Here is a 23,350-nt window from a genome sequence, read left to right as displayed (position 1 = left end):
GAGCCCGTTTAAACCCACCGGAGAGAGCGTGCCGTCCATGCCGCGCCGTACATGGTCAGGCCGGCGCCTCGGTGGCCACCAGCTTCCAGTTGGGATCGCGCGAGCCAAGGTCACGCTCGAAGGTCCAGACATCCGTGACAATGCGGATCTCCTTCGGGTCGCCCTCGATCACCTCACCGGCCTTGTCATAGGTGGCGGAGATGAGCTCGCTCACGAACTCCATTGTGATGGAGGCCTTGCGCCCCGCCAGGCTTGCTTGCTGGATAACGGCCTTGTCGATCCCGACGAAACGGGAATCCACCCGCTGGCCCTGGCCGACGCGGGCATCGATCGCGCGCGCAAACCCATCGAAGACCTCTTTCGAGAGGAGGTTCTTGAGCGCCGCCTTGTCACCTCGGGCGAAGGCGTCAATGATCATCTCGTAAGCCACCTTGGCTCCGTCAACGAAGGCCCTGGGCGTAAAGCCGCTGTCGTTCTCCGCCATGCGGCCCAGCGCCGCGGCGAGCGGGGAACCCTCGTCGGCAAAGCCTTTCCAGACCGGTGGGGGCGGGTCACGGTCGCCCGTGTCATTGGCTGGAACGGGCGTGGGCTCTGGAAGTCGCGTGACGGCGCCACTCGTATCCTGGGCGCCACGCTTGCTTCCAAACAGGTCGAACGGCGGCTTTTCCGTACCGGTGCGGGTGCCGAGCACGGAGCGGAGCCGCCAGAAAACCACGAGGGCTACGGCAAGAAGAAGGATGTTAATTGGATCAAAACTCATTCCATCAACCAGTTGGCGGCTTTCAGAGTCGCATCTTCCGCGGAGGCATGACGCGGCGGACCCCGCCACCTATATATAGGTCCAACCTTCGGGGTCCAAGTCCAAAGGACGAATCAAAACTCTATGACAGAAACTCCCCGGACCCTCTGCCGCTTGCAGGGCCTGAAAGCCCATGATAGCGAGGGCCAAATGCAGAAAGAGGCCAAGATGACCGATACCCCGAAGTCCACTGCTGCGCCTGAAGCCGCCCAGAACGGAGCGGCTGGCGCCGGCACCACGGGCCAAACTCCCCAGGAGCAGCCGTCGCTGCGGATCCTCGGTCAATATCTAAAGGACCTGAGCTTTGAGAACCCGAACGCCCCGCACGCCTTCAGTCAGGAAGCACAGCCTGACATCGCGGTTTCGGTAAATGTCAATGCGCGGCCGCTGGCTGTCAATGATTTCGAAGTCGAGCTTCACCTCGATGCCAAGGCCACCACAGCCGATAAGGTCGCCTTCGCGGCAGAACTCGTCTATGCAGGCACCTTCCGGCTGGAGAATTTCCCGCACCAGTTGCTGCATCCGGCCGTGCTCATCGAATGTCCGCGGATACTCTTCCCCTTTGCCCGCCAAATCCTGGCGGAGGCAACGCGCAATGGCGGCTTCCCTCCTCTGATGCTGGACCCGATCGATTTCGCCGCCATGTACCAGCGCCGCATGCAACAGCAGACGGTGGGAGAGGCATGAGCTACTTCGGGCTTCCCTGATTCCATAGGGCGTTGTCGCCAAGCCCTGTCACGAAGTCGGCATGCGCAAGCCGCTCCTCATCCGTCAGTCGCGGGGGCAAAGGCAAAGGACGTTGCTGCGCGGCCTGGGGGACACCGCTGACCGCCAACTTTTTTGTGACGGAAGCATCGAGGATCAGCGCGGTCTGCCGACCACCGATCAACTCGAGATAGACCTCCGCCAGAAGCTCGGAATCGAGCAGTGCGCCATGCTTGGTGCGCCTGCTGTTGTCGATGGAATAACGCCGGCACAGCGCATCAAGGCTGTTGGCGGCACCGGGATGCTTTTGCCGCGCCATGTGCAGCGTATCGACGATGCGTTCGGGCGGAATCGAAGGCCGCCGCAGAAATCCAAGTTCGGCATTGATGAAAGCCATGTCGAAGCTGGCATTGTGGATGATCAGCACGTCGCTGCCGATGAACTCGAGAAAGTCCTGCACGATGGCGCTGAAAACGGGCTGGTCCTTGAGGAAGGCGCTGGACAGGCCGTGGACGGCCTCCGCCTCCTTCGGCATGTCGCGTTCGGGATTGATGTAGACATGGAAGGTGCGGCCGGTGGGCAGGTGGTTTACAAGTTCCACCGTGCCAATTTCGACAATGCGGTCACCCGCGGCCGGATCGAGCCCGGTGGTTTCCGTATCGAGGATGATTTCCCGCACCATGCCTATGCCTTTCCTTTCGCCCTGAGCGATGCGATCACCTGGTCCACCTCGAATCCCGTCTCGGCAAGGCTCCCCGAGGTGTCTATCACATAATCCGCCCGCGCGCGCTTCTCGGCGTCGGACAATTGGCGCGAGAGAATAAAGTCGAGCTTCTCGGTCGTCATCCCGGCGCGGGCAAGAGCGCGTTTGCGCTGCAGCTCCGGCTTGGCGGTGACAACGATCACCACATCCACATCCGTTTCGCGCCGGGTTTCGAACAGCAAGGGAATGTCAAGCACGGCAATATCGGCCTGTTGCGCAGTCTTTGCGAGAAATGCCGCCTGCCGTTCCTTAACCAGCGGGTGCACAATGTCTTCGATCTTCTTCAGCAGCGCAGGATCGGCCTGTATCAGGGTGGCGAGCTTGCGGCGGTCGACGGCGCCTTCGACCACAGCATCGGGCGCCAGTCCGCGCACCGGCTCAACGGCCGCACCACCCGGCGCATAGAGTGCATGCACCGCCGCATCGCTGTCGAACACGGGGATACCGCGGGCGGCAAACATCCTTGCCGTTTCGCTCTTGCCCATGGCGATCGAGCCTGTGAGTCCGGCAACGATCATCGCGGGAAATCGGGATCGATATCGCGCGCCACCAGATCGCGGAGTTCCCGCGTCACTTGCGGCGTAACCCCAAACCACAGCGAGAAACCGCGCACCGCCTGGTGCAGAAGCATGCCCAATCCTTCCACCACCGTGTTGCCACGCGCCGCAGCTTCGTTAAGCAGGCGGGTTCGAAGAGGCGTATAGACGATGTCCGCGACGACAGCCCTCTGCGGCAGCTTCGCCAGCCGGAGGTCGAGGTCCGGTTGGCCCTTCATGCCCAAAGAAGTTGTATTGACGAGTAGACTGCACTCCGCGAGGTGATCCGCGGCTTCCTCCCAGCCGATAGGCAGGACGCGCGTTCCGAAGCGCATGCGCAGCTGGTCAGCCTTCCCGCGTGTACGGTTGGCGATGGCAACCTCGGCAGCGCCTTGTTCGAGGATGGCATTCACCACCGCGAGCGAGGCGCCGCCGGCGCCGAGCACCACGGCGCGCGAGTTGGCGAGATCCAACCCGGGTGCGCCCTGCTTCAGGCTGTTGATGAAGCCTTCGCCATCTGTGTTTGTGCCCAGCACCTTGCCGTTCTGCAGATAGACTGTGTTGACGGCGCCAAGCCGTTCCGTTGAATCATCCGCGCGCCTGACAAGACCGAAGACGGCTTCCTTGTGCGGGATGGTGACATTGCAGCCGGCGTAGCCGGCGCCCTCGAGGCAGCCAATGAAATCCGCGAGCGAAGATGGCTCGACCGGCTGGCGCGTGTAGCTGCCGTTGATGCCATGCTGCTTCAGCCAGTAGCCATGGATGATGGGGGAGCGGGAGTGGCTGATCGGCCAGCCGATGACGCAGGCCTTGGTCACGCGGCGATCTCTCCCGCTTCGCGCAGTTTCTGCAGCAGGGGCACGAGAGGCAGGCCGAGGATGGTGAAGTGATCACCCGACACTGAGCGGAACAGCTGCACGCCGCGCCCCTCGATCTTGTATCCGCCCACGGATTTGGTGCAGTCGTCCCCGATCGCCTCAAGATAATCTTCGAGAAACGCATCGCTGTAGTCGCGCATGGTGAGCAGCGCCTCGTCGGTATGGGCCCAGACCGCCTTGCCGTCGCGCGCCAGCACAACGGCTGAGATCAATGCATGCGTTCGCCCGCGAAGCGCACGCAGCTGCGCAAGGCAGTGGGCGCGATTGCTTGGTTTGCCATAGACCCTGTTATCAAGCGCCAGGACCTGGTCAGCGCCGATCACCTGGGCATCGGCGTGGCGCAGCGACACGTTGATCGCCTTCGCCTCGGCAAGCCTGAGGGCCGTCTCGCGTGGCAGCCAGTGTGGATTTGCAGCGGCGAGCGCCTTTTCATCGAGCGCGGGCGCCAGCGCCACAAAGTTGAGGCCGGCGTTGCGTAACATCGCCTGGCGCGTCGCACTGCTGGAGGCAAGAACGATCATGTCACTTGTCGATGCGTCTGGTTTCGGACTGCATATTGAGGATGGTGGCCGCAGTCTCTTCCACTGAGCGGCGGGTAACGTCGATCATCGGCCAGTCATTTTTGGAGCACAGTGTCTTCATCAGCATCAGCTCATCGGTGATTTGGCGGGGATCGATGTAGTCGGTGGAGCGGCTTTCTTTCAAGGACAGAAGCCGATGGCGCCTGATCTGGGCGATACGCTCCGCGCTGGCGATAAGGCCGACGACGAGGGGTCCCTGAAGGCCGATCAGCTTCTTCGGAACCGGAATGCCGGGCACGATGGGAATATTCGCCGTGCGAATGCCGCGTTGCGCGAGATAGATGGACGTCGGGGTCTTGGAGGTACGGCTCACGCCGAGGATGACGACATCCGCCTTCTCGAGATCGTTGACCGACTGGCCGTCGTCATGCGCCATGGTGAAGTTGAGCGCATCGATCCGGCGGAAATAATCGGAGTTCAGTGCATGCTGGCCACCCACCTGCGGACGTGAACTGGCGTTGAGATATTGCGATAGGATAGCGATGATGGGGTCGAGGATGGACAGGCAGGGAACGCCCATCGTTCCACACTGCTCTTCGAGGTGGCGGCGCATATCAGGGTTGACAAGGGTGAACAGCACGATTCCCGGTTGCTCCTCGATCTCGCGAAGGGCGCGGTTTAGCTGCGACGGGGTGCGCACCAGCGCGTAGATGTGGGCAATGGGCCGGAAGTTGGAATACTGCGCGACCGCTGCCTTGGCCACTGTGTTCAGTGTCTCGCCCGTGGCATCGGACACGAGATGGAGGTGGAAGTAACGCTGTGTACCGTCCTGCATCATGATGTGGATGAAATGTGAATTTCTTGGATAACGGCCAGTGGGACGCCGACTTCCTAGAGCTTGTCCCGGTTGCCATCCACAGACAAGCCGAAGCGCAAGGACCGCCATGGCCGATGTGGAAAACAATTCGGGCGAACAGGGGCTGGCGAAGGCACTGCCAATATGGTTCTAGTGCATTAACGATCTGTTAACACGTGTTTATTTTCCGTTAACGCGGCATGACGCAGGCCGTGTCGCCAAGGATGTACTTGACCTGTGGACGATCATTGGATTGGGTTGTATCCCGTTTCCCGCGGACCAAACAAAAGATACAAGAAGAGTCAAAATGATAGAGACAGGGAAGGGCGCCGCGGCACCCCGCAGTGCATTACTTGACGTTCTGACCCGCAAGTCGGCGCTGCGGCGTCCTATGTGGTTTATGCGCCAGGCGGGGCGGTATCTGCCCGAATACCGTGCAGTGCGCGAGAAGGCCGGTTCTTTTCTGGATCTTTGTTACAATCCCGAACTTGCAGCGGAAGTCACAGTTCAGCCCTTGCGAAGGTATGACCTTGATGCCGCGATCCTGTTTGCCGACATTCTGGTCGTTCCACACGCTATGGGACTGCCGCTGAAATTCGCCGAAGGCGAGGGCCCGGTGCTTGGCACCGTGCGCAGCATGGAGGACCTTGACCGGCTGAGGCCGGTGGCCGCCACTTATGAAGTCAAACAGGTGTGCCGGACGGTGGGCTTGACCCGGTCGCAGCTGGCGCCGCATCAGGCACTCATTGGCTTTTGCGGCGCGCCGTGGACTGTAGCGAGCTACATGGTGGGTGGCGGCAGCTCGGATCGTGTGATGGCCAAGGTGGCGGCCTACCAGCGACAGCCCTGGTTCTGTGCGCTCATCGATCGTCTGGTCAGGGAGTCAGTCGATTATCTGTTGGCTCAGGCCAAGGCAGGGGCGCAGGCGGTCCAAATATTCGATTCCTGGGCGGGCGACCTGGTGGGCACAGAGCTTGAAGAATTCGTGATTAAACCCCTGGCAGCCATCGTGGCCGGGGTGAAAGCGCAACTCCCGGCTCTGCCGATCATCGTTTTTGCCCGAGGCGTAGGTATGGCACAACGCAAAGCGGCAGCCATTCCAGGGGCAAACGCCATTGGTGTTGAGACGGAATTTGACCTGGCCGACCTGCCACAGGACGTCGTCGTTCAAGGAAACCTCGATCCGGTGGCCCTCTTGGCCGGTCCGGACGTCGTCACAAGGGAAGTCCGGCGGATCTGCACCAGTCTGGACCGTCAGCGGCACATCTTCAATCTGGGCCACGGGATCAGGCTCGGGACGGACCCCTCGGTCGTCGGGGCTGTCGTCAACGCCGTCAGGCTCTACGATGAATGATTACTATAGCTGGATGAAGGTTCTTCATATTCTTGCCGTCATATCGTGGATGGCGGGGCTTTTTTATCTCCCGCGTCTTTTTGTTTATCATACTGAAAACAAAGTGAAAAGCGACTTGATTTCAGTCTTCAGGGTGATGGAGAGGCGGCTCCTTAAGGCGATTATGCGGCCAGCGGCTACTGTGGCCCTGATCAGTGGTGTGCTGCTCATTTATCTTGGCAGCTGGGATCAGGCCATGCCCCCATGGCTTTGGCTGAAGCTTCTTCTTGTGGCCATTATGTTTGCCTTTCACGGGCTTCTCGAGGTCCACACCGCGCGGTTTCGCAATGGCCGTGAGAGCAGGCCTGGCCGCTATTTCCGCATCATCAACGAGGTGCCCACCTTGCTTTTGATCGGTATCGTCATCCTTGTGATCATCAAGCCTTTCTGAGTTTATTCTTGGCGGGGGCGGGCGGAGCAGCTATACTGGGCGAACAACGCATCGCCCACGGCTTGACGCGCACCCGCCTCAACGTTCCCGCTCCCGCGCCGGAACCCCCCATAAAGAAAAGATTATGACTGCTATTGCTGACCTGAAAGAGATCAAGCTTCAGGATCTCAAATTGAAGACGCCAGCCGAGCTCGTGTCGCTCGCCGAGGAACTCGAGGTCGAAAATGCCAGCGCACTCCGCAAGCAGGAGTTGCTGTTCGCGATTCTCAAGAATTTGGCCGCCCGGGAGGTGGAAATCATCGGCGAAGGCGTTGTGGAGGTGCTGCAGGATGGCTTCGGCTTCCTGCGCTCGCCCGACGCCAATTACCTGGCCGGCCCTGACGACATCTACATCAGCCCCAGTCAGATCCGGAAGTTCACACTCCGAACCGGTGACACCGTGGAAGGCCAGATCCGCAGCCCGAAGGAAGGCGAACGCTATTTTGCCCTCGTCAAAGTCAACCGGATCAACTTCGAGGATCCAGAAAAGACCCGCCACAAAGTTCACTTCGACAATCTGACGCCGCTCTACCCGGACGAACGCCTGGAAATGGAAACTGGCGACCCGACGAAGAAGGATTACTCCTCGCGGGTCATCGATATCGTCTCGCCGCTTGGCAAGGGCCAGCGTGGCCTTATCGTGGCCCCGCCGCGCACCGGCAAGACCGTTCTGCTGCAGAATATCGCGCATGCCATCACCGCCAACCATCCGGAATGCTACCTTATTGTGCTGCTCATCGACGAGCGTCCGGAGGAAGTGACCGACATGCAGCGCTCTGTGAAGGGCGAGGTCATCAGTTCCACCTTCGACGAGCCTGCGTCCCGCCACGTTCAGGTCGCCGAAATGGTTATCGAAAAGGCCAAACGCCTGGTGGAGCATGGCCGTGACGTGGTAATCCTGCTTGATTCCATCACCCGTCTGGGCCGTGCCTACAACACCGTTGTACCGTCCTCCGGCAAGGTTCTGACCGGTGGTGTGGACGCCAACGCGCTCCAGCGGCCAAAGCGATTTTTCGGTGCCGCGCGCAACATCGAGGAGGGTGGCTCGCTGACCATCATCGCCACCGCGCTCATCGATACCGGCAGCCGCATGGATGAAGTTATCTTCGAGGAGTTCAAAGGTACCGGCAACTCGGAAATCATCCTTGACCGTAAGGTGGCGGACAAGCGGGTCTTTCCAGCGATCGACATCTTGCGCTCCGGCACCCGCAAGGAAGAACTGCTGGTGAAGCCCGACCTTTTGAAGAAAACCTACGTGCTGCGCCGGATCCTGAACCCTATGGGCACGGTGGACGCCATCGAGTTCCTGCTCGACAAGCTGCGCCAAACCAAGGGCAACAGCGACTTCTTCGACTCCATGAACGCCTGATGAATGTCTGAGACGGCATAGCGCGTCGTTCGATCCGAGGTCGAAATGACAGTCACTGACACGATCTACGCCCTCTCGTCGGGAGCAGGACGTTCTGGTGTCGCCGTCATCCGCATTTCTGGACCTGCGGCGGCCAGTTTGCTCGCGGGTTTTATCGGCGAACTTCCCGCCCCGCGGGACTTTGCGCTCCGGTCAATCCGCGATCCATCCAGCGGAGAGGCGCTCGACAAGGCCATCGTCGTGTGGCTCCCGGCCCCCCGATCCTTCACGGGCGAAGATTGCGCGGAACTCCATCTGCATGGCAGTCCGGCAGTGGTGAGTGCTGTACTGGCCGCCCTCGGCAGTTTTCACGGCGTGCGGCCTGCAGAGGCTGGAGAGTTCAGCCGGCGGGCCTTTCTCAATGGAAAAATGGACCTTGTGGAAGTCGAGGGTCTTGCTGACCTGTTGGAAGCCCGCACGGCCAACCAGCGGCGCCAGGCCTTCCGGCAAATGTCCGGACTGGCGAGCGACATTTTCGAGCATTGGCGACGTCAACTCTTGCTCATCCGGGCGGATATCGAAGCGGTTGTCGATTTTGTCGACGAGCCGGGTGTGGCAGAAGAGGCCGCCGCGGGAATCGATGGCCGGATTTCCGCACTGCTCGCCGAAATTTCGAGCGCGGTGGAAGCATCTGCGGTGGCCGAGGTTGTGCGGGATGGCGTTCAGGTGGTCCTGTCGGGACGGCCGAACACTGGAAAATCGAGCTTGCTGAACACCATGGCACGCCGGGATGCGGCCATCGTGTCGGACGTGCCGGGAACGACACGGGACTCGATCGAGGTCTTGCTCGACATCGATGGCGTTCCAGTCGTGTTGACTGACACCGCAGGCTTGCGCAGCAGGGCATCCGATGAGGTGGAGGAAGAGGGTATCCGCCGAACTCTGCTGCGCATGTCCGAGGCGGATATCGTGGTCTGGGTCTGGTCTCCTGACGTTGAGGGTAGCGCATGTCCCATTGAACAGGCGCCCGACATTGTCGTTCGGAATAAGTGCGACCTAAATCCAGGACTCTTCCGAAACGAACTCCCGAATGCCGGATTATCGATTTCGACACGCACCGGGGAAGGAATACCAGTCTTTATCGACCATCTATCCGGCTTGCTTAAGCGTCGTTATGGCACCGTTGAGTCATCTCTTCTTGTTTCAGCCCGCCAGGTCTCCGCAGCACGCAGTTCGATCAGGCTCCTAAACAATGCCTTTAAGACACCTTCGGGCCATCTGGAACTCAAGGCTGAAGAAATCCGCCTTGCCTCCGAGGAGATCGGTCGTCTCACGGGTAAGATTTGTGTAGAAGAGTGGCTGGGAGCTATATTCAGCAGGTTCTGCATCGGCAAGTAGGCCTGTTTCACGTGAAACACCAGCGCATGATCCGCAAGAGTAGAACCCACTTTCGCGCCAAGATCATGCTCGAGCTTTTTTATCTGGCGCATATTCCGACCGGGTGATTCCAACTGGTCGGAACATGCGCTGACGGCTTTTGACCTCGTGACCAGTTTGGCCTAAAGAAACCCAATGACTGCGCACTTCGATGTCATCGTCATTGGCGGCGGACATGCCGGTGCCGAGGCAGCTGCCGCTGCCGCACGCATGGGCGCCCGCACAGCCTTGCTCACACATCGCTCCGATACCATCGGCGAGATGTCTTGCAATCCCGCAATAGGCGGTCTGGGTAAGGGCCATCTGGTTCGGGAAATCGATGCTTTGGATGGTCTCATGGCGCGGGCTGCCGACCGCGCCGGCATCCAGTTTCGATTGCTTAACCGCTCAAAAGGTCCTGCCGTTCGAGGGCCACGGGCGCAGGCTGACCGCAAGCTCTATCGGAAGGCAATGCAGACAGCCATCGCGGACCAGCCGAACCTCTCGGTGGTGGTGGGATCAGCTCATGGACTGCAGCTGCGGGACGGCAGAGTGACGGGTGTCATCTGTGAAGACGACCGGGTGTTTTGCTGTTCTGCGGTTGTCCTCACCACCGGTACATTTCTCAATGGTCTCATTCACATTGGCGACCGGCGCATTCCTGCAGGGCGACACGGTGAGCCACCGAGCCGAGGGTTTTCCGAGCAGCTCGCTGCCGCCGGACTGAAGCTGGGTCGGCTCAAGACGGGCACGCCGGCACGGTTGGACGGGCGTACAATCGCCTGGAACCGGTTGGAGGAACAAAAGGGCGATGCCGATCCGGTTCCTTTCTCCTTCATGACCTCCACCATCGAGACGCCTCAGCTATCTTGTTACATCACGCACACGACCGCCCAAGGCCACCGCCTGATCCGCGATAACATGCATCGCTCGCCGCTCTACTCCGGGCAGATCGAAGGGTTGGGGCCACGCTATTGCCCGTCGATCGAGGACAAGGTTCAGCGTTTTCGGGACAAGGAAAGCCACCAGGTGTTCCTCGAGCCCGAGGGGCTTGACGACGACACCGTCTATCCGAACGGAATCTCGACATCTCTTCCGGAGGATGTTCAGGAGGGCTTCATCCGCAGCATGCCGGGTCTGGAAGAAGTGGTGATCAAGCGCTGGGGTTATGCCATCGAATATGACTATGTCGACCCGCGTGAATTGACGGCTGCGCTTGAGGTGAAGAAGTTGCCCGGATTGTTCCTCGCGGGCCAGATCAACGGAACGACGGGCTATGAGGAAGCCGCCGCCCAGGGACTCATTGCGGGCGCGAACGCTGCTCGGAAGGCGGTCGGACAGTCGCCATTCGTGCTGGACCGCAGCTCAGCCTATATCGGTGTGATGATCGACGATCTGGTGACGCGCGGTGTTGCCGAGCCCTACCGAATGTTCACGTCGCGCGCCGAATATCGTCTTTCGCTTCGGGCCGACAATGCCGACCTCCGCCTCACCCCCATCGGCATCGCCGCAGGATTGGTTGGAGGTTCGCGTCAAGCCGCCTTCCGGACCCGGGAGAACGCAGTCCGAAGCGGCCTCGATCTTGTTCGCTCCCTCACACTCTCTACGGGTGAGGCGGCCCGCAAGGGCCTGAAAGTTAACCAGGATGGGCTCCGACGCTCGGCGCTGGATATGTTGGGGATGGCGGAGATTGGCTGGTCCGGTGTCACCCGCCTATGGCCACAGTTGCAGGAGCTTCGTCCCGACGTTGTGGAGGCGCTGGAGGCCGAAGCTCTCTATACCGGTTACCTCCAGCGCCAGGAGGCGGACATCGCTGCTCTTCGAAAGGAAGAACAGCTCACCCTTCCGTCAGGCCTTGATTATGATGCGATGCCCAGCCTCTCGGCAGAACTCCGGCAGAAACTCGCCGCAGTTCGGCCTGCCACGCTGGGCCAAGCTGCACGAATTGATGGCATGACGCCGACCGCACTGGTGGTCGTTCTGGGCCATGTCAGGCGCAACGGGCGGCAGAATGCGGCGTGATGGCATCTGACGCGCAGGCTATCCTGAACCGCTTCAATGTTTCACGTGAGACACGGTTGAAGATCGAGACCTATGTGACGCTGCTGCTGACGTGGCAGAAACATATCAATCTGATTGGCCCCGCAACGGTCGCTGCGGTTTGGGAGCGGCACGTCTGCGACGCCCTTCAACTTCTACCATTTCTTCCCCCAGGAGCTCGAAGCATCGCCGAACTGGGCTCCGGTGCCGGAATTCCCGGGCTCATGCTGGCCATTGCCGCAGGCCTCGACGCACATCTCTATGAAAGCAATGGAAAAAAAGCAGCATTCCTGCGTGAGGCAGCGCGTCAGACTGGAACCCGGACGACAATACACAATGTTCGGCTGGAAAGCTTGGCGGGTGATCGCAACATCCCCAAGGTCGATTGTGTCGTTGCCCGCGCCTTGGCCCCTCTGCCTTTGCTGCTCGATTATGCAGAACCTTTCCTGTCTCAAGGGTCCGTCGGGCTCTTTCACAAGGGACAAGATGTTGATGCTGAATTGACCGAGGCCACAAAATGCTGGAGAATGAAGTTCTTGAAACACGCGAGCCAATGCGACTCGCGGGGCGTCATCCTCGAAATCCGTGAGGCCTCCCGTGTCTGACCCGACCCATGGCGCTTCGCTTGCTCCGGCCCCGCGCATCCTTGCAGTCGCCAACCAGAAGGGGGGCGTCGGCAAGACCACGACGGCCATTAACCTCGGCACAGCACTGGCAGCCGTGGGCGAGCGGGTACTGATTATCGACCTCGACCCCCAAGGCAATGCCAGCACCGGCCTCGGTGTGCACCGTCGCCCCGGCCAGAAATCAACCTATCATGTGCTGATGGGCGAGGCGTCGCTGCGCAACGTGATCGTCGATTCCGGCATTCCGCGGCTTCATTGCGCACCATCGACCATGGACCTGCTCGGGGCAGAACTTGAACTTGCCAGCATCGACCGCAAGACCTATCGCCTGGCAGATGCCATTGCCCTTCTCTGCCGCGAGAACGATCCGGAACGCAGCTACAGTTATATTCTGGTCGATTGCCCGCCGTCGCTCAACCTGCTGACCATCAACTCGCTGTCGGCGGCAGATGCCATACTGGTGCCGCTGCAGTGCGAGTTCTTCGCACTCGAAGGCCTCAGTCAGCTGATCAAGACAGTGGAGCGGGTGAGAGCCAACCTCAACCCGCGCCTCACCATCCAAGGTGTGGTGCTGACCATGTTCGACCGCCGCAACAATCTATCCGAACAGGTGGCGGAGGATGTGCGCAGTGTTTTGGGTGACAAGGTTTACCAGACTGTTATACCCCGCAATGTCCGGATTTCCGAGGCGCCCTCGCATGGCAAGCCGGTACTGCTCTATGACAATGCCTGCGTTGGCTCTCAGGCCTATATCCGCCTGGCATCCGAGATCATCCGCCGCGAGCGTGAACTGCGCGTCGCCTAGATTTAATTCAGAAGCAATCGCATTTTAGGGAGAATTGGACGAGACATGGACATGGGAAGCCCTCAAAAGAAGCGACTTGGCCGCGGACTGGCCGCGCTGATCGGTGAGGACACCAGCGAGGAGGCCGTGGTGCAGGACGTGCGCTCGCTGCGCCACATGCCCGTCGACCTGCTCAAGGCCAGCCCCAACAATCCGCGCAAGAACTTCGCGGAGGCCGACATCGAGGATCTATCAAGATCGATCCGGGAGAAGGGTCTGTTGCAGCCTATCGTCGTGCGGCCCATTGCCAACGGCGAATATGAAATCGTGGCGGGCGAGCGCCGCTGGCGTGCCGCGCAACGCGCCGGCGTGCACGAGGTCCCCGTGCTGATCCGCGACCTCACCGACGGGGAGGCGCTGGAAATTGCCCTGATCGAGAATATCCAGCGATCCGACCTCAACGCGCTGGAAGAGGCCCGCGCCTACAGCATGCTGCTTGAGCAATTCAGTTACACCCAGCAGCAGCTGGCTGACTCAATCGGCAAGAGCCGCAGCCACATCGCCAATACACTGCGCCTGTTGAGCCTGCCGGAGGCGGTGCGCGCCGAGATCGAGCAGGGCCGTCTCACCGCCGGCCATGCGCGTGCCTTGGTGGCAACCGATTCGCCTGCGGAACTTGCAGCCCGGATCATAAAGCTTGGCCTCTCAGTGCGCGAGGCAGAGAAGCTGGCGCGCGAAACATCAGCGCCCAAGAAGCAGAAGATTAAGCCGGAGAAGGATGCCGACACGCGCGCCCTCGAAAAACTGGTGTCGGAGGCCATCGGGCTGAAGCTCGAAATCACCCACAGGGACGACGGCAGTGGCGTCATGGTGATCAGTTACAAAACGCTCGATCAGCTCGAGGACGTTTGCCGACGTTTGCAGAGATAGGAGCAGGTTTCAATTCCACCTGATCGTAACTTGCGCTAATGGCGGAAGTGCCTGACGCCGGTGAAGATCATGGCCAAGCCATTCTCATCCGCGGAACGGATCACATCCTCGTCCTTCATCGACCCGCCCGGCTGGATCACCGCCGTAGCCCCGGCTTCAGCGGCCTCAAGCAGTCCGTCCGGGAAAGGGAAAAAGGCATCCGACGCAACGACGGAGCCACGGATCGATGGCTCGGAGAGCCCCGCCGCCTGCGAAACACCGGCATTCTTGAGCGCCGCAATGCGCGCCGAATCGACCCGCGACATCTGCCCCGCGCCAATGCCGACGGTGGCCCCGTTCTTCGCATAGACGACGGCATTGGATTTCACATGCTTGGCGACGCGGAAGGCAAATTGCATGTCGGCGAGTTCCGCGGGTGTCGGCTGCCGCTTTGTCACCACCTTGAGATCCATCGCGTCCATGGGATTCGTGTCGCGCGTCTGCACCAGTAAGCCGCCGCCAACCGACTTCACCGCCAGCCCGGTACCCGACAGCGGCCGCCCGTCGAGCAGAAGCAAGCGCAGATTCTTCTTCCTTGAAACGATCTCAACCGCCTTTTCATCCGCATACGGAGCAATAATCACTTCCGTGAACAGCTCGGTGATTTCCGCCGCAGCTCTGGCGTCCAGCGGCTCGCTCAACGCCACGATGCCGCCAAATGCGCTTACCGGGTCGCAGGCCAGCGCCTTGCGATAGGCGGAGGCGGAATCCGCAGCGACGGCAACGCCGCAGGGGTTGGCGTGCTTGAGGATGACGCAGGCGGCCTGCCCGCCGCCGGCAAATTCCGCCAGGCATTCGAGCGCCGAGTCCGTGTCGTTTATGTTGTTGTAGGAGAGTTCCTTGCCCTGCAGCTGACGCGCCGCAGCGATGCCGAAGCGCTCGCCTGGAACAGAATAGAAGGCGGCCTGCTGATGCGGGTTTTCGCCATAACGCAAGGCCTGAAGCCTGGCGCCGCCGGTTGCGAAATAGCTGCCCAAAGGATCGCCCCATTGGGCACCAAACCATTGACTGATGGCCGCATCATAACTCGCGGTGCGGGCAAAGGCCTTGGCGGCGAGGGACCGGCGAGTCTCCAACGCGGTCAGATTGCCGCCCGACGCGAGCTCACCGGCCACGACCTCGTAATCGGCGGGATCGACAATCACCGTGACGCTATCGTGGTTCTTCGCCGCCGCCCGGATCATTGCCGGACCGCCGACATCGATGTTCTCGACCGTGTCTTCCCATGAGGCGCCCCGCGCCACCGTTGCCTCGAAGGGATAAAGGTTGACCACCAGAAGGCCGATCGGGCAGATGCCGTGGCTCTCCATTGCCGCCTTGTGCGCGGCCCTGGTGCGAATGCCCAGAAGTCCGCCGTGAATGGCAGGATGAAGCGTCTTTACCCGTCCGTCCATGATTTCCGGAAAACCCGTGAGACGCGATACCTCGATGACGGGCAGCCCCGCCTCTGCGAGGGCTCTGGCCGTGCCGCCAGTCGAGATCAGCTCGATCCCGAGAGAAACGAGTTTCGCTGCGAAGGAAACGAGCCCGCTCTTGTCGGACACGGAAAGCAGGGCGTGGCGGACAGGCTCGGTCATCGGCGCCTCGGATGTTGAGATCGCCGCCCGCTTAGAACATGATCCGCAAAAGTGGAACCTCTTTCGCGGATCATGCTCACGCTTTTGATCTGGCGCATGTTCTTGCCGACCACGTGTGTCCACCTGACCGGCGCCAATTCAGGCGTGGCGGTGCAGTGCCGCCGCGAAGAAACTGTCCATCCCAGCCGAGCCGCCATACTGCATCGATGGCAGAGTCCGCACCCAGCCCTCGGGCCTGACCGCACCCTCGGGAAGCCAGCTTCCCCCGGCCGCTATGATCCCGAAATCCGGGTTGTCCCTCAGAAATCCGCTAACCCGTGTCTCGCCCTCCTCCGGTTCCAGCGAACAGGTGCAATAGATGAGCGTGCCGCCTGGCTTCACCAAAAGCGCCGCCTTGCGCAGCATGCGGCGCTGCAGGCTGGCCAGTTCGCGGATCTGGGCCTCGTCCTTCACATAGGGCAATTCGGGGTGGCGGCGGATCGTACCGGTGGCAGAGCAGGGGGCATCCAGCAGCACGGCATCCCATTCTCCCGAAAGACCGGGGCTCAGCATATTCTGGGCCACGACCTGAACCGCGAGGCCAGTACGCACGAGGTTTTCTTGCAAACGCCGGAGACGTGCTTCCGACAGGTCCAGAGCTGTCACCCTGGCGCCTGCGGCTGCAAGCTGCAGCGTCTTGCCCCCCGGTGCTGCACACAGATCGAGCACGGTCTTGCCATGCACGTCGCCCAGCAGCCGCGCAGGGAATGTTGCAGCGGCATCCTGGATCCACCAGGCGCCCTGCACGAAGCCCGGCAGATCCGGAACCGGCGCATGGCCGGGAGGCAGGCGTAACTGCCCGTTCGGCAGAAGCCTACCGCCGAGCGGCTCCGCCCATTTCTCCGCATCCGACTTGAAACTGATGTCGAGGCCGGGCCTTTCGGCGTGCGCCTGAGCGATGGCGCGGACGCTGTCCTCGCCATAGGCCTTCGCCCAGCGCGACCATAGCCAATCCGGGGTATTGAGGCGCGGCCCGTCCAGCCCGTCGCGCAGTGCTGCTCCACAACTGGCCACCTTGCGCAGCACCGCGTTAATGAGGCCGGAGAAATGCAGGGCGTTCCGGTCTGCCTTGGCGCTGCGCACCGCGAGGTCGATCACCGCATGTGGAGCCATGCCGAGAAACAGCAACTGCGCGATGCCGAGAACGAGAATCTCGCGCGCCGCGCCCGACTTGCGCGGCAGCGGCCGGTCGACAAGCTTCGCCAGGATCGCATCGATTTCGCCCTTGTGCCGGAAAGCGGTGAGCAGAAGCGTTGCGAGCAGAGCGCGGTTACGCGGCTCCAGCGCCTGCGCATCCCTGCTGCCCGAGATCGCCTCCTCCACGGTGAGCGTGCGGTCGACGCAGGCGCGCAGCAGCAGGGGGGCGAGGCGGCGTGCCTCCAGCCCCTTCGTGGCGGCTGGGATCATCCCCACGGACCGCGTGCATGTCTGGGTGCTGCTTCCCACGGACCCGCGCCGGGCCGGCGCGTGGCGCCCATCTCGCCAGCGAGTTTCTGCAGCTCGGCAATGCGCTTGCCAGGATCCGGATGAGTTGAGAACAGGTTGTCCATCCGCATGCCGGACAGTGGGTTGATGATGAACATGTGCGCCGTCGCAGGGTTGGCTTCGGCAGTGGCATTCGGGATCTGATGCGCAGCTCCGGAAATCTTGCCGAGTGCCGAGGCGAGGGCCAGGGGCTGGCCGGAGATTTCGGCGCCGCCCCGGTCAGCGCCATATTCGCGCGTGCGGCTGATCGCCATCTGCACCAGCATGGCGGCAAGCGGCGCAACAACGATCATCAGAATTGCACCGATGGGTCCCAGCGGATTATTGCGGTCGCGGCCGCCGCCGAAAAACAAGCCGAAATTGGCGAGCATGGAAATGGCGCCCGCAATGGTCGCCGTCATGGTCATGACCAGCGTGTCACGGTGGCGGATATGGGCCAATTCATGAGCCATCACGCCTGCAATCTCGTCCCGGTCCAGAAGGCGAAGCAGGCCTGTCGTGGCCGCAACTGCGGCATTTTCCGGATTGCGGCCCGTGGCGAATGCGTTGGGTTGGGGATTTTCCATAATATAGACTTTGGGCATGGGCAAACCGGCCCGCTGGGCGAGCTCCTCCACCAGGCCATAGAACTCGGGGGCGCTTCGCCGGTCAACCTCACGAGCGCCATGCATGCGCAGCACCATCTTGTCTGCGTTCCAGTAGGCAAAAAGGTTCATGCCCGCCGCCAGCAGGAAAGCGATGAACATGCCCTGCTGCCGCCCAAGCAAATAGCCCGCCGCCAGGAACAGGCCCATCAGAGCCGCCATCAGCAATCCCGTGCGCAGGGTATTCATGCCGCCAACTCCTCCTTGCCAAATGCTTCGACCAGCCTCCATATGAGGGCAATGACCACGGACCACAAGACCACGGCTGGCAAGCCGCTTTCCCCCGAGGCCCGGCGCGCGCTGGCCGAGGCTGAAGAGCGTCGCCGGACTTTGCCTGAATTGAAGCTCCCCAGAGAGGTGAATGGCCGCGAAGGCCCTGAGCCCACCCGCTTTGGCGACTGGGAGAAGAAGGGCATTACCTCGGATTTCTGATCAGGCAAGGCCAAGCTGATGCCGGATGCCGTCCGGCGTGGCCCCAGCGGCGCGGAGCTGCCGGAGAGACGTGCTGGCTATGCTCTTCGAAAGCTTCCGGCCCTCCGCATCCCTGACCAGATCGTGGTGCAGGTAACGGGGCGCCGGGAGACCGAGAAGCCGCTGAAGAAGCATGTGCAGGGGCGTCGCAGGCTCGATATCCTTGCCGCGCACCACATCGGTGACACCCTGGAGCGCGTCGTCGGTCACCACCGCAATGTGATAGCTCGATCCGGCGTGCCGCTTGGCGATCATGGCATCACCCCAGACGGCCGCTTGCGGGTCGCCCAGTTGGTTCATGCCGACCCGCCAGCCGAAGACATTGCCGCGGGCGATCAGCGCCTCCGCCTCGTGCCGCGGCAAGGCACGGCAGGCGCCACCGTAATGCGGCTGACCATCGGGGTCGCGGACGGGCAGGGAGCGGGCCAAAGCCTGTTTTCGAGAGCAGAAGCAGGGGTAGATGGCTCCCATGTTCCACAGCCGCATGAGATTGGCGTGATAGTCGGCAAAATGCTGGCTCTGGACCCGTACAGGTTCTTCCCATGACAGTCCCAACCACGCCAGATCGTCAAAAATCGCCTTCACGAATTCCGGCCGCGAACGGCTTTCGTCCGTGTCCTCGATGCGCAGCAGCAGGTGGCCATCGGACTCCGCGGCCATACGGGCATTGAGCAGCGCCGAATAGGCATGACCAAGGTGCAGATAGCCATTGGGGCTCGGCGCGAAGCGGAAGACGGGGCGGCTCATGGGTCAGGTCTTGCGGCGAAATCGTTCAGAGGTCAAACAGCCTCCATGCAGCGGCTCGAAACGGAGAATGACCTAAAGGCGGCAGTGGCGCAGCTTGCCGCCATCGAGCCGCGCTTTGGGCCTATCGTGGAACACCACGGACTGCCACCGCTGCGCCATGCCGCGTCAGGGCTCGGGAGCCTGCTGCGGATCGTCACCGACCAGCTCATCTCCCTCAAGGCCGGCGAAGCCATATGGTCGCGACTCGCTACTTGCATTGGTGGCTTCGCTCCGCAGGAGGTCCTGAAACTCAGCGAGCCGGAATTGCGGGCCCTCGGCCTCTCCGGGGCCAAGGCCCGGACCTTCCGTGCTGCTGCGGCCGCATTCGCTGAGGGATGGTTTGATGATACACACACAATGGGGGAGGACGAGCTGCAACGACGGCTTCTCGACATTCCAGGCGTCGGCCCCTGGACGGCCAGCATCTATCTGCTGACGGCGGCGAGGGCGGCTGATGCCTGGCCTGCTCCCGACCTTGCCCTGCAAGTGGCCGCACAGGACTTGTTCGGCATGGTGGATCGTCCGTCCAGCAGAGTGATGGTGGAACTGGGGGCGCCATGGCGCCCCAACCGCTCAGTGGCGGCCCTTCTGCTGTGGCAGCACTATCGCGTCTTGCGGGGCAGGTCCATCGTCTGAGAAGAGTCTTCACAGGATTGCCACACAAGATATAGTAACGTCTCAGAGATTCGACCCCGTGAGGTGTGCTTGCAATTCGTGCCGGTTGCGCCGGAAGCCTGCCCTGCCCTGGTTCTCAACGCGGATTTCCGCCCGTTGAGCTACTATCCTCTGTCGCTTTGGAGCTGGCAGGACACCATTAAGGCCGTCTTCCTCGACAGGGTAAACATCGTCTCCGAATATGACAGGGTCGTCAGAAGTCCGACCTTCGAGTTCCGTTTGCCCAGCGTGGTGTCGCTCAAGACCTATGTGAAGCCCTCGCGTACGCCAGCCTTCACCCGGTTCAACGTGTTCCTGCGTGACCGCTTCACCTGTCAATATTGCGGCGGCCATGACGACCTTACCTTCGATCATGTGATCCCGCGCTCGAAGGGCGGCCAGACGACGTGGGAAAACGTCGTTGCCGCCTGCTCCCCCTGCAATCTGCTGAAGGGTGGATATCTGCCGCAACAAATCAATATGTTTCCGGCGCAGAAGCCGGTGCGGCCGAGTGTGGCGCAGCTGCACCGCAACGGGCGCTATTTTCCGCCCAACTACCTGCATGACAGCTGGCAGGATTATCTCTATTGGGATACCGAGCTCGACCCCTGAGCTCGCCTCAGCCCGGCGAAGGCCACCAGGGCGAGGCCGAGCGAGATCACCGCATTCCAGCCTGCAAGCGACAGTCCCATGATACGGATTGTCGGCGTGTCGCACAGCACCGCCGGCTTTGAAAGATCGGGAAGACCGCCCGTGAAACCCACCTGCGCGGTGCAGGTGGCGGGCCCCGGCCACCATTTCCATTCGACACCTGAATGATAGATGCCGAAGACCATGCTGCCGAGCCACAGCAAGCCGAGCAGCATCAAACCTGCTTTTGCGGGACCGGGATTTCGCGGCCCAAGCAAAGCCACGAGCAGCGCCAAAGGCACGCCCGCGTAATAGGCCCAGCGCTGCTTCAGGCAAAGTTCGCAGGGCAGATAGCCATAGTATTCGAAGATCCATGCCCCCGCGATGGTGGCGAAGGCCACGACGAAGATCAGCAAGGCCGCGCGTTGCGGAGTGAGGATGTTCAACATGTGGTCACGCTTCCGGCGATGCCCGAATATTTGATGACGATATAGAGCAGGATGACGATTCCCGCCACAATGGCTGCCAACAAGCCGAGGCGGCGCTCGATGAAGTCGCGGATCGGGCCACCCCAACGGCGCAACGCCCAAGCCAGCGCGAAGAAGCGCGCGCCGCGTGCAACGATGCTGGAGACGACGAAGAACAGGAAACTCACCTCCGCCACGCCGGCGAGAATGGTGACGATCTTGATGGGCGGCAGATGCGCGAGGCCCGAGGTGACGAGCAGCAGCATCAGCGTGTCTTCGCCGGTGCATTGGCGGAGATGGTTGAACGCGTCGAGCTTGCCATAAAAACTCAGCACCGGTTTCGCGAAGGCTTCGAATGCATAGTGGCCCAGCATGTAGCCGACGATGCCTCCCAGCACCGAGGCGGCGGTGGCGACGAGTGCGAAGCGGTAGGCACGCCCCGGACGGGCGAGCGCCATGGGCAGAAACAGCACATCCGCGGGGATCAGAAACACCGAGCTCTCGACAAAGGCGATCACGGCAAGCCAGATTTCGGCGGTCTCGCGCGCGGCCAGCGCCAGCGTCCAGTCATAGAGGCGTTTGAGCATCAGGGAGTCAATCCGTGTCGGGTCGTGAGCTGCGCAGGCGCTTGGTCTGCGCGTGCCTGGACTTCGAATCGAGACGGCGCGCCTTGGAGGCCCGCGTCGGTTTCGTAGCGATACGCCGCTTTGGTCGGTGCGCGGCCTTGCGCAGCAGCCCGATCAGCTTCTGCAGTGCAATCTCGCGGTTGCGTTCCTGCGAGCGGGTCTCCTGCGCGGTGATGACGAGCACCCCCTCCTGCGTCAGCTGCCGTCCCGCCAGCGGGCGCAACCTTGCCTTCAGGTCCTCGGGCAGAAAGGCCTTCCCGATGTCGAAACGCAACTCCACGGCCGTCGCCACCTTGTTGACGTTCTGTCCGCCCGGGCCGGACGCACGCATGGCGGACCAGCCGATCTCGTCCTCGTCGATGGCCAGTGAGTCGGTGATGCGGATCATGGAAAATGCTTCTCCCCCTTTACGGTTGACGGCGCAAGGGCGGGGAATTATGCGGGGCTCGCGTGCCTCTGTGGCGGAATGGTAGACGCGGCAGACTCAAAATTTGTTGCCCGCAAGGGCGTGGGGGTTCGAGTCCCTCCAGGGGCACCAGCGATGCAGCGTGGCTGCTGCGGAATGGGCGGATTCCTGTAATGACAGAGCGGCCTCGCCACTTCCGACTGACCTGGAGCAGACCTCTATTGCCGACCCTCTGCCTTATTCTCACTGTGTTTGTCATGCTCGGCTTTGCGCTGCCGGCCGTCGCCGCCGGGCCGACGCTGCTGTTCGATCCCGCCACCCAGGAGGTGATCTCCCAGGACCGCGCTGGTGACCCCTGGTACCCCGCCTCGATCACCAAGCTGATGACCGCCTACATCATCTTCCAGAAACTGAAGTCGGGCGAGATGAAGCTTGACCAGAAGCTTCCCGTGTCCGAACTCGCCCATTCGCAGCCACCCAGCAAGATCGGGGTACCGGTGGGCAAGACCGTGAGCGTGGATTTCGCGCTTCAGGCGCTGCTCGTCTATTCGGCCAATGACATGGCCTATGTGCTGGCCGAGGCCGCTGCTGGCAGCATCCCGGTCTTCGCGGCAGAGATGAATGCTGAGGCCCGCAAACTCGGCATGACCGGCAGCCATTTCGAGAACCCGAACGGCCTGTTCGACCCCCGCCATGTCACCACGGCCCGCGACATCGCCATCCTCGCCTCGACGATCCTGCGGGAGTTCCCGGAATACGACCACTTCTTCTCGCAGCCCTATCTGGCCATCGGCAAGCGCCGCTTGATGAACCGCAACTCGCTGCTCCGCCAGATGAAGGAAGCCGATGGCATGAAGACCGGCTTTGTGTGCAATTCCGGTTTCAATCTGGTCGCGACGGCGACCGAGGATGGGCATCGTCTCGCAGCCGTCATCTTAGGGGCCAATAGCGGCAAACATCGTGTCGATCTGGCCGAAATGCTGCTGACGGATGGTTTCTCGCGTCCGGCCGCGCCCCGCGTCCAGCTGCAATCCATTCCCAATGTGCGGACGGGTGGCATCGTGCCGGCCGACATGACCCGCAAGTTGTGCAAGCAGAAGCCCATAACCCTGGCCATGTCCAAGAGTCTGGGCGGCTGGGGCATCTCCTTCGGCAATTACGAGAATTCGGCGACCGCCGACATGGCGTTGCGCGGTCGCATGCTGAGCCCTTCCGGCATGGACCTCATGGGGACGCCCGGGGTGATCCGCCTGCCGGAAAACCGCGGTTTTGCCGCTGCCGTGTGGAATCTCGACAAGCCCGAAAGCGAGGCGGCCTGCGCGCGCTACCATGCCGAGAAAGCGCCCTGCGAGGTGATCCCACCGGAAACCTTTGCCAAGATCGCAGCCCTGGCGCCTGATCTGGCGCGGCCCCCCGTCACGGTCGATCCGGAGGGTGATGATGTTGCGAAACCCGCGCCGAAAACCCCGCCTGCCAAGAAAAAGAAGAAGAACTGAAACAC

26 protein-coding genes and 1 tRNA gene are annotated in these 23,350 nt (G+C 61.6%); 14 read left to right on the top strand and 13 right to left on the bottom strand.

Features of this window, described 5'->3' with window-relative positions; translation table 11 throughout:
- Window positions 1-55 precede the first annotated feature (55 nt).
- A complete protein-coding gene (locus tag IOC69_RS01930; RefSeq protein WP_290541830.1) occupies window positions 56-760 on the bottom strand; it encodes a Tim44/TimA family putative adaptor protein in 705 nt (234 codons plus the stop codon).
- Between the two features lie 207 nt (window positions 761-967).
- Here IOC69_RS01930 and secB point away from each other — a divergent pair, with 207 nt between their 5' ends.
- Window positions 968-1,486, top strand: a complete 519-nt coding sequence (gene secB / locus IOC69_RS01925) for a protein-export chaperone SecB (protein WP_290541829.1) — start codon at window positions 968-970, stop codon at window positions 1,484-1,486.
- A gap of 1 nt (window position 1,487) precedes the next feature.
- Here the strand turns inward: secB and dnaQ are convergent, their stop codons facing one another.
- Genes dnaQ through IOC69_RS01900 form a run of 5 tightly spaced genes read right to left on the bottom strand, consistent with a single transcriptional unit; the run spans window position 1,488 to window position 5,037 of the window.
- A complete protein-coding gene (gene dnaQ, locus IOC69_RS01920) occupies window positions 1,488-2,183 on the bottom strand; it encodes a DNA polymerase III subunit epsilon (RefSeq protein WP_290541949.1) in 696 nt (231 codons plus the stop codon).
- Window positions 2,184-2,188: 5 nt separating this feature from the next.
- The gene (coaE, locus tag IOC69_RS01915) at window positions 2,189-2,785 is read right to left on the bottom strand and encodes a dephospho-CoA kinase (RefSeq protein WP_290541828.1); all 597 of its coding nucleotides are present in this window, start codon (window positions 2,783-2,785) and stop codon (window positions 2,189-2,191) included.
- Window positions 2,782-3,621: a shikimate dehydrogenase gene (locus tag IOC69_RS01910; RefSeq protein WP_290541827.1), complete on the bottom strand. Its 840-nt coding sequence runs from the start codon at window positions 3,619-3,621 to the stop codon at window positions 2,782-2,784. The genes coaE and IOC69_RS01910 overlap by 4 nt, the downstream gene beginning before the upstream one ends.
- On the bottom strand, window positions 3,618-4,202 hold the full coding sequence (locus IOC69_RS01905; RefSeq protein WP_290541826.1) for a Maf family nucleotide pyrophosphatase: 585 nt from the start codon (window positions 4,200-4,202) through the stop codon (window positions 3,618-3,620). The genes IOC69_RS01910 and IOC69_RS01905 overlap by 4 nt, the downstream gene beginning before the upstream one ends.
- A gap of 1 nt (window position 4,203) precedes the next feature.
- Entirely contained in the window at window positions 4,204-5,037 is an 834-nt protein-coding gene (locus IOC69_RS01900) for a pyruvate, water dikinase regulatory protein (RefSeq protein WP_290541948.1), read from the bottom strand.
- Between the two features lie 328 nt (window positions 5,038-5,365).
- On the opposite strand from IOC69_RS01900, the gene hemE reads away from it, so the two are divergent.
- From hemE to IOC69_RS01860, 8 genes are all read left to right on the top strand, one after another.
- Window positions 5,366-6,412, top strand: coding sequence for a uroporphyrinogen decarboxylase (hemE, locus tag IOC69_RS01895; protein ID WP_290541825.1), 1,047 nt, complete (start codon window positions 5,366-5,368; stop codon window positions 6,410-6,412).
- The gene (gene hemJ / locus IOC69_RS01890) at window positions 6,405-6,842 is read left to right on the top strand and encodes a protoporphyrinogen oxidase HemJ (RefSeq protein WP_290541824.1); all 438 of its coding nucleotides are present in this window, start codon (window positions 6,405-6,407) and stop codon (window positions 6,840-6,842) included. The genes hemE and hemJ overlap by 8 nt, the downstream gene beginning before the upstream one ends.
- A gap of 142 nt (window positions 6,843-6,984) precedes the next feature.
- The gene (gene rho / locus IOC69_RS01885; RefSeq protein ID WP_290541947.1) at window positions 6,985-8,250 is read left to right on the top strand and encodes a transcription termination factor Rho; all 1,266 of its coding nucleotides are present in this window, start codon (window positions 6,985-6,987) and stop codon (window positions 8,248-8,250) included.
- Window positions 8,251-8,295: 45 nt separating this feature from the next.
- Window positions 8,296-9,627 (top strand): tRNA uridine-5-carboxymethylaminomethyl(34) synthesis GTPase MnmE, encoded by a 1,332-nt coding sequence (mnmE, locus tag IOC69_RS01880; protein WP_290541823.1) that lies wholly within the window; start codon window positions 8,296-8,298, stop codon window positions 9,625-9,627.
- 174 nt (window positions 9,628-9,801) lie between these two features.
- Window positions 9,802-11,667, top strand: coding sequence for a tRNA uridine-5-carboxymethylaminomethyl(34) synthesis enzyme MnmG (gene mnmG, locus IOC69_RS01875; protein WP_290541822.1), 1,866 nt, complete (start codon window positions 9,802-9,804; stop codon window positions 11,665-11,667).
- Window positions 11,667-12,290, top strand: coding sequence for a 16S rRNA (guanine(527)-N(7))-methyltransferase RsmG (gene rsmG, locus IOC69_RS01870; RefSeq protein ID WP_290541821.1), 624 nt, complete (start codon window positions 11,667-11,669; stop codon window positions 12,288-12,290). Before mnmG ends, rsmG begins: the two co-directional genes overlap by 1 nt.
- The gene (locus IOC69_RS01865; protein ID WP_290541820.1) at window positions 12,283-13,116 is read left to right on the top strand and encodes a ParA family protein; all 834 of its coding nucleotides are present in this window, start codon (window positions 12,283-12,285) and stop codon (window positions 13,114-13,116) included. Before rsmG ends, IOC69_RS01865 begins: the two co-directional genes overlap by 8 nt.
- Window positions 13,117-13,167: 51 nt before the next feature.
- Window positions 13,168-14,025, top strand: coding sequence for a ParB/RepB/Spo0J family partition protein (locus IOC69_RS01860; protein WP_290541819.1), 858 nt, complete (start codon window positions 13,168-13,170; stop codon window positions 14,023-14,025).
- Between the two features lie 35 nt (window positions 14,026-14,060).
- Here the strand turns inward: IOC69_RS01860 and purH are convergent, their stop codons facing one another.
- From purH to htpX, 3 genes are all read right to left on the bottom strand, one after another.
- A complete protein-coding gene (gene purH / locus IOC69_RS01855; RefSeq protein WP_290541818.1) occupies window positions 14,061-15,641 on the bottom strand; it encodes a bifunctional phosphoribosylaminoimidazolecarboxamide formyltransferase/IMP cyclohydrolase in 1,581 nt (526 codons plus the stop codon).
- A gap of 138 nt (window positions 15,642-15,779) precedes the next feature.
- Window positions 15,780-17,087, bottom strand: coding sequence for an RsmB/NOP family class I SAM-dependent RNA methyltransferase (locus tag IOC69_RS01850; RefSeq protein ID WP_290541817.1), 1,308 nt, complete (start codon window positions 17,085-17,087; stop codon window positions 15,780-15,782).
- Window positions 17,084-17,998, bottom strand: a complete 915-nt coding sequence (gene htpX, locus IOC69_RS01845; RefSeq protein WP_290541946.1) for a zinc metalloprotease HtpX — start codon at window positions 17,996-17,998, stop codon at window positions 17,084-17,086. Before htpX ends, IOC69_RS01850 begins: the two co-directional genes overlap by 4 nt.
- Before the next feature lie 51 nt (window positions 17,999-18,049).
- Between htpX and IOC69_RS01840 the strand changes: the two genes are divergently transcribed.
- On the top strand, window positions 18,050-18,241 hold the full coding sequence (locus tag IOC69_RS01840) for a DUF1674 domain-containing protein (RefSeq protein WP_290541816.1): 192 nt from the start codon (window positions 18,050-18,052) through the stop codon (window positions 18,239-18,241).
- Here IOC69_RS01840 and gluQRS read toward each other — a convergent pair whose 3' ends face one another.
- On the bottom strand, window positions 18,242-19,027 hold the full coding sequence (gene gluQRS, locus IOC69_RS01835) for a tRNA glutamyl-Q(34) synthetase GluQRS (protein ID WP_290541815.1): 786 nt from the start codon (window positions 19,025-19,027) through the stop codon (window positions 18,242-18,244). It lies immediately after the preceding gene.
- A gap of 45 nt (window positions 19,028-19,072) precedes the next feature.
- Between gluQRS and IOC69_RS01830 the strand changes: the two genes are divergently transcribed.
- Together IOC69_RS01830 and IOC69_RS01825 are read left to right on the top strand one after the other, a co-directional pair.
- Window positions 19,073-19,702: a DNA-3-methyladenine glycosylase 2 family protein gene (locus IOC69_RS01830; RefSeq protein ID WP_290541814.1), complete on the top strand. Its 630-nt coding sequence runs from the start codon at window positions 19,073-19,075 to the stop codon at window positions 19,700-19,702.
- Window positions 19,703-19,765: 63 nt separating this feature from the next.
- Window positions 19,766-20,332 carry an HNH endonuclease gene (locus tag IOC69_RS01825; RefSeq protein ID WP_290541813.1) on the top strand — a complete coding sequence of 189 codons (567 nt, stop codon included), beginning with the start codon at window positions 19,766-19,768 and terminating at the stop codon, window positions 20,330-20,332.
- On the opposite strand, the gene IOC69_RS01820 is transcribed toward IOC69_RS01825, so the two are convergent.
- From IOC69_RS01820 to arfB, 3 genes are read right to left on the bottom strand one after another with little or no spacing between them, the layout of a single operon-like run.
- On the bottom strand, window positions 20,305-20,799 hold the full coding sequence (locus IOC69_RS01820) for a disulfide bond formation protein B (protein ID WP_290541812.1): 495 nt from the start codon (window positions 20,797-20,799) through the stop codon (window positions 20,305-20,307). The two genes, IOC69_RS01825 and IOC69_RS01820, sit on opposite strands and share 28 nt — an antisense overlap.
- Entirely contained in the window at window positions 20,793-21,404 is a 612-nt protein-coding gene (locus IOC69_RS01815) for a YqaA family protein (protein WP_290541811.1), read from the bottom strand. The genes IOC69_RS01820 and IOC69_RS01815 overlap by 7 nt, the downstream gene beginning before the upstream one ends.
- 7 nt (window positions 21,405-21,411) lie before the next feature.
- Window positions 21,412-21,831 carry an alternative ribosome rescue aminoacyl-tRNA hydrolase ArfB gene (arfB, locus tag IOC69_RS01810; protein WP_290541810.1) on the bottom strand — a complete coding sequence of 140 codons (420 nt, stop codon included), beginning with the start codon at window positions 21,829-21,831 and terminating at the stop codon, window positions 21,412-21,414.
- A 64-nt stretch (window positions 21,832-21,895) separates the two neighbouring features.
- On the opposite strand from arfB, the gene IOC69_RS01805 reads away from it, so the two are divergent.
- Together IOC69_RS01805 and IOC69_RS01800 are read left to right on the top strand one after the other, a co-directional pair.
- A tRNA-Leu gene (locus tag IOC69_RS01805) sits at window positions 21,896-21,981 on the top strand.
- Window positions 21,982-22,106: 125 nt separating this feature from the next.
- On the top strand, window positions 22,107-23,345 hold the full coding sequence (locus tag IOC69_RS01800; protein ID WP_290541809.1) for a D-alanyl-D-alanine carboxypeptidase family protein: 1,239 nt from the start codon (window positions 22,107-22,109) through the stop codon (window positions 23,343-23,345).
- Window positions 23,346-23,350 lie beyond the last annotated feature (5 nt).

This window comes from Aestuariivirga sp. (genome assembly GCF_020252405.1).
Lineage (GTDB): Bacteria > Pseudomonadota > Alphaproteobacteria > Rhizobiales > Aestuariivirgaceae > Aestuariivirga.
Note: the sequence above shows the minus strand (reverse complement) of the source record. Positions and strands in the feature narration are given on the sequence as shown.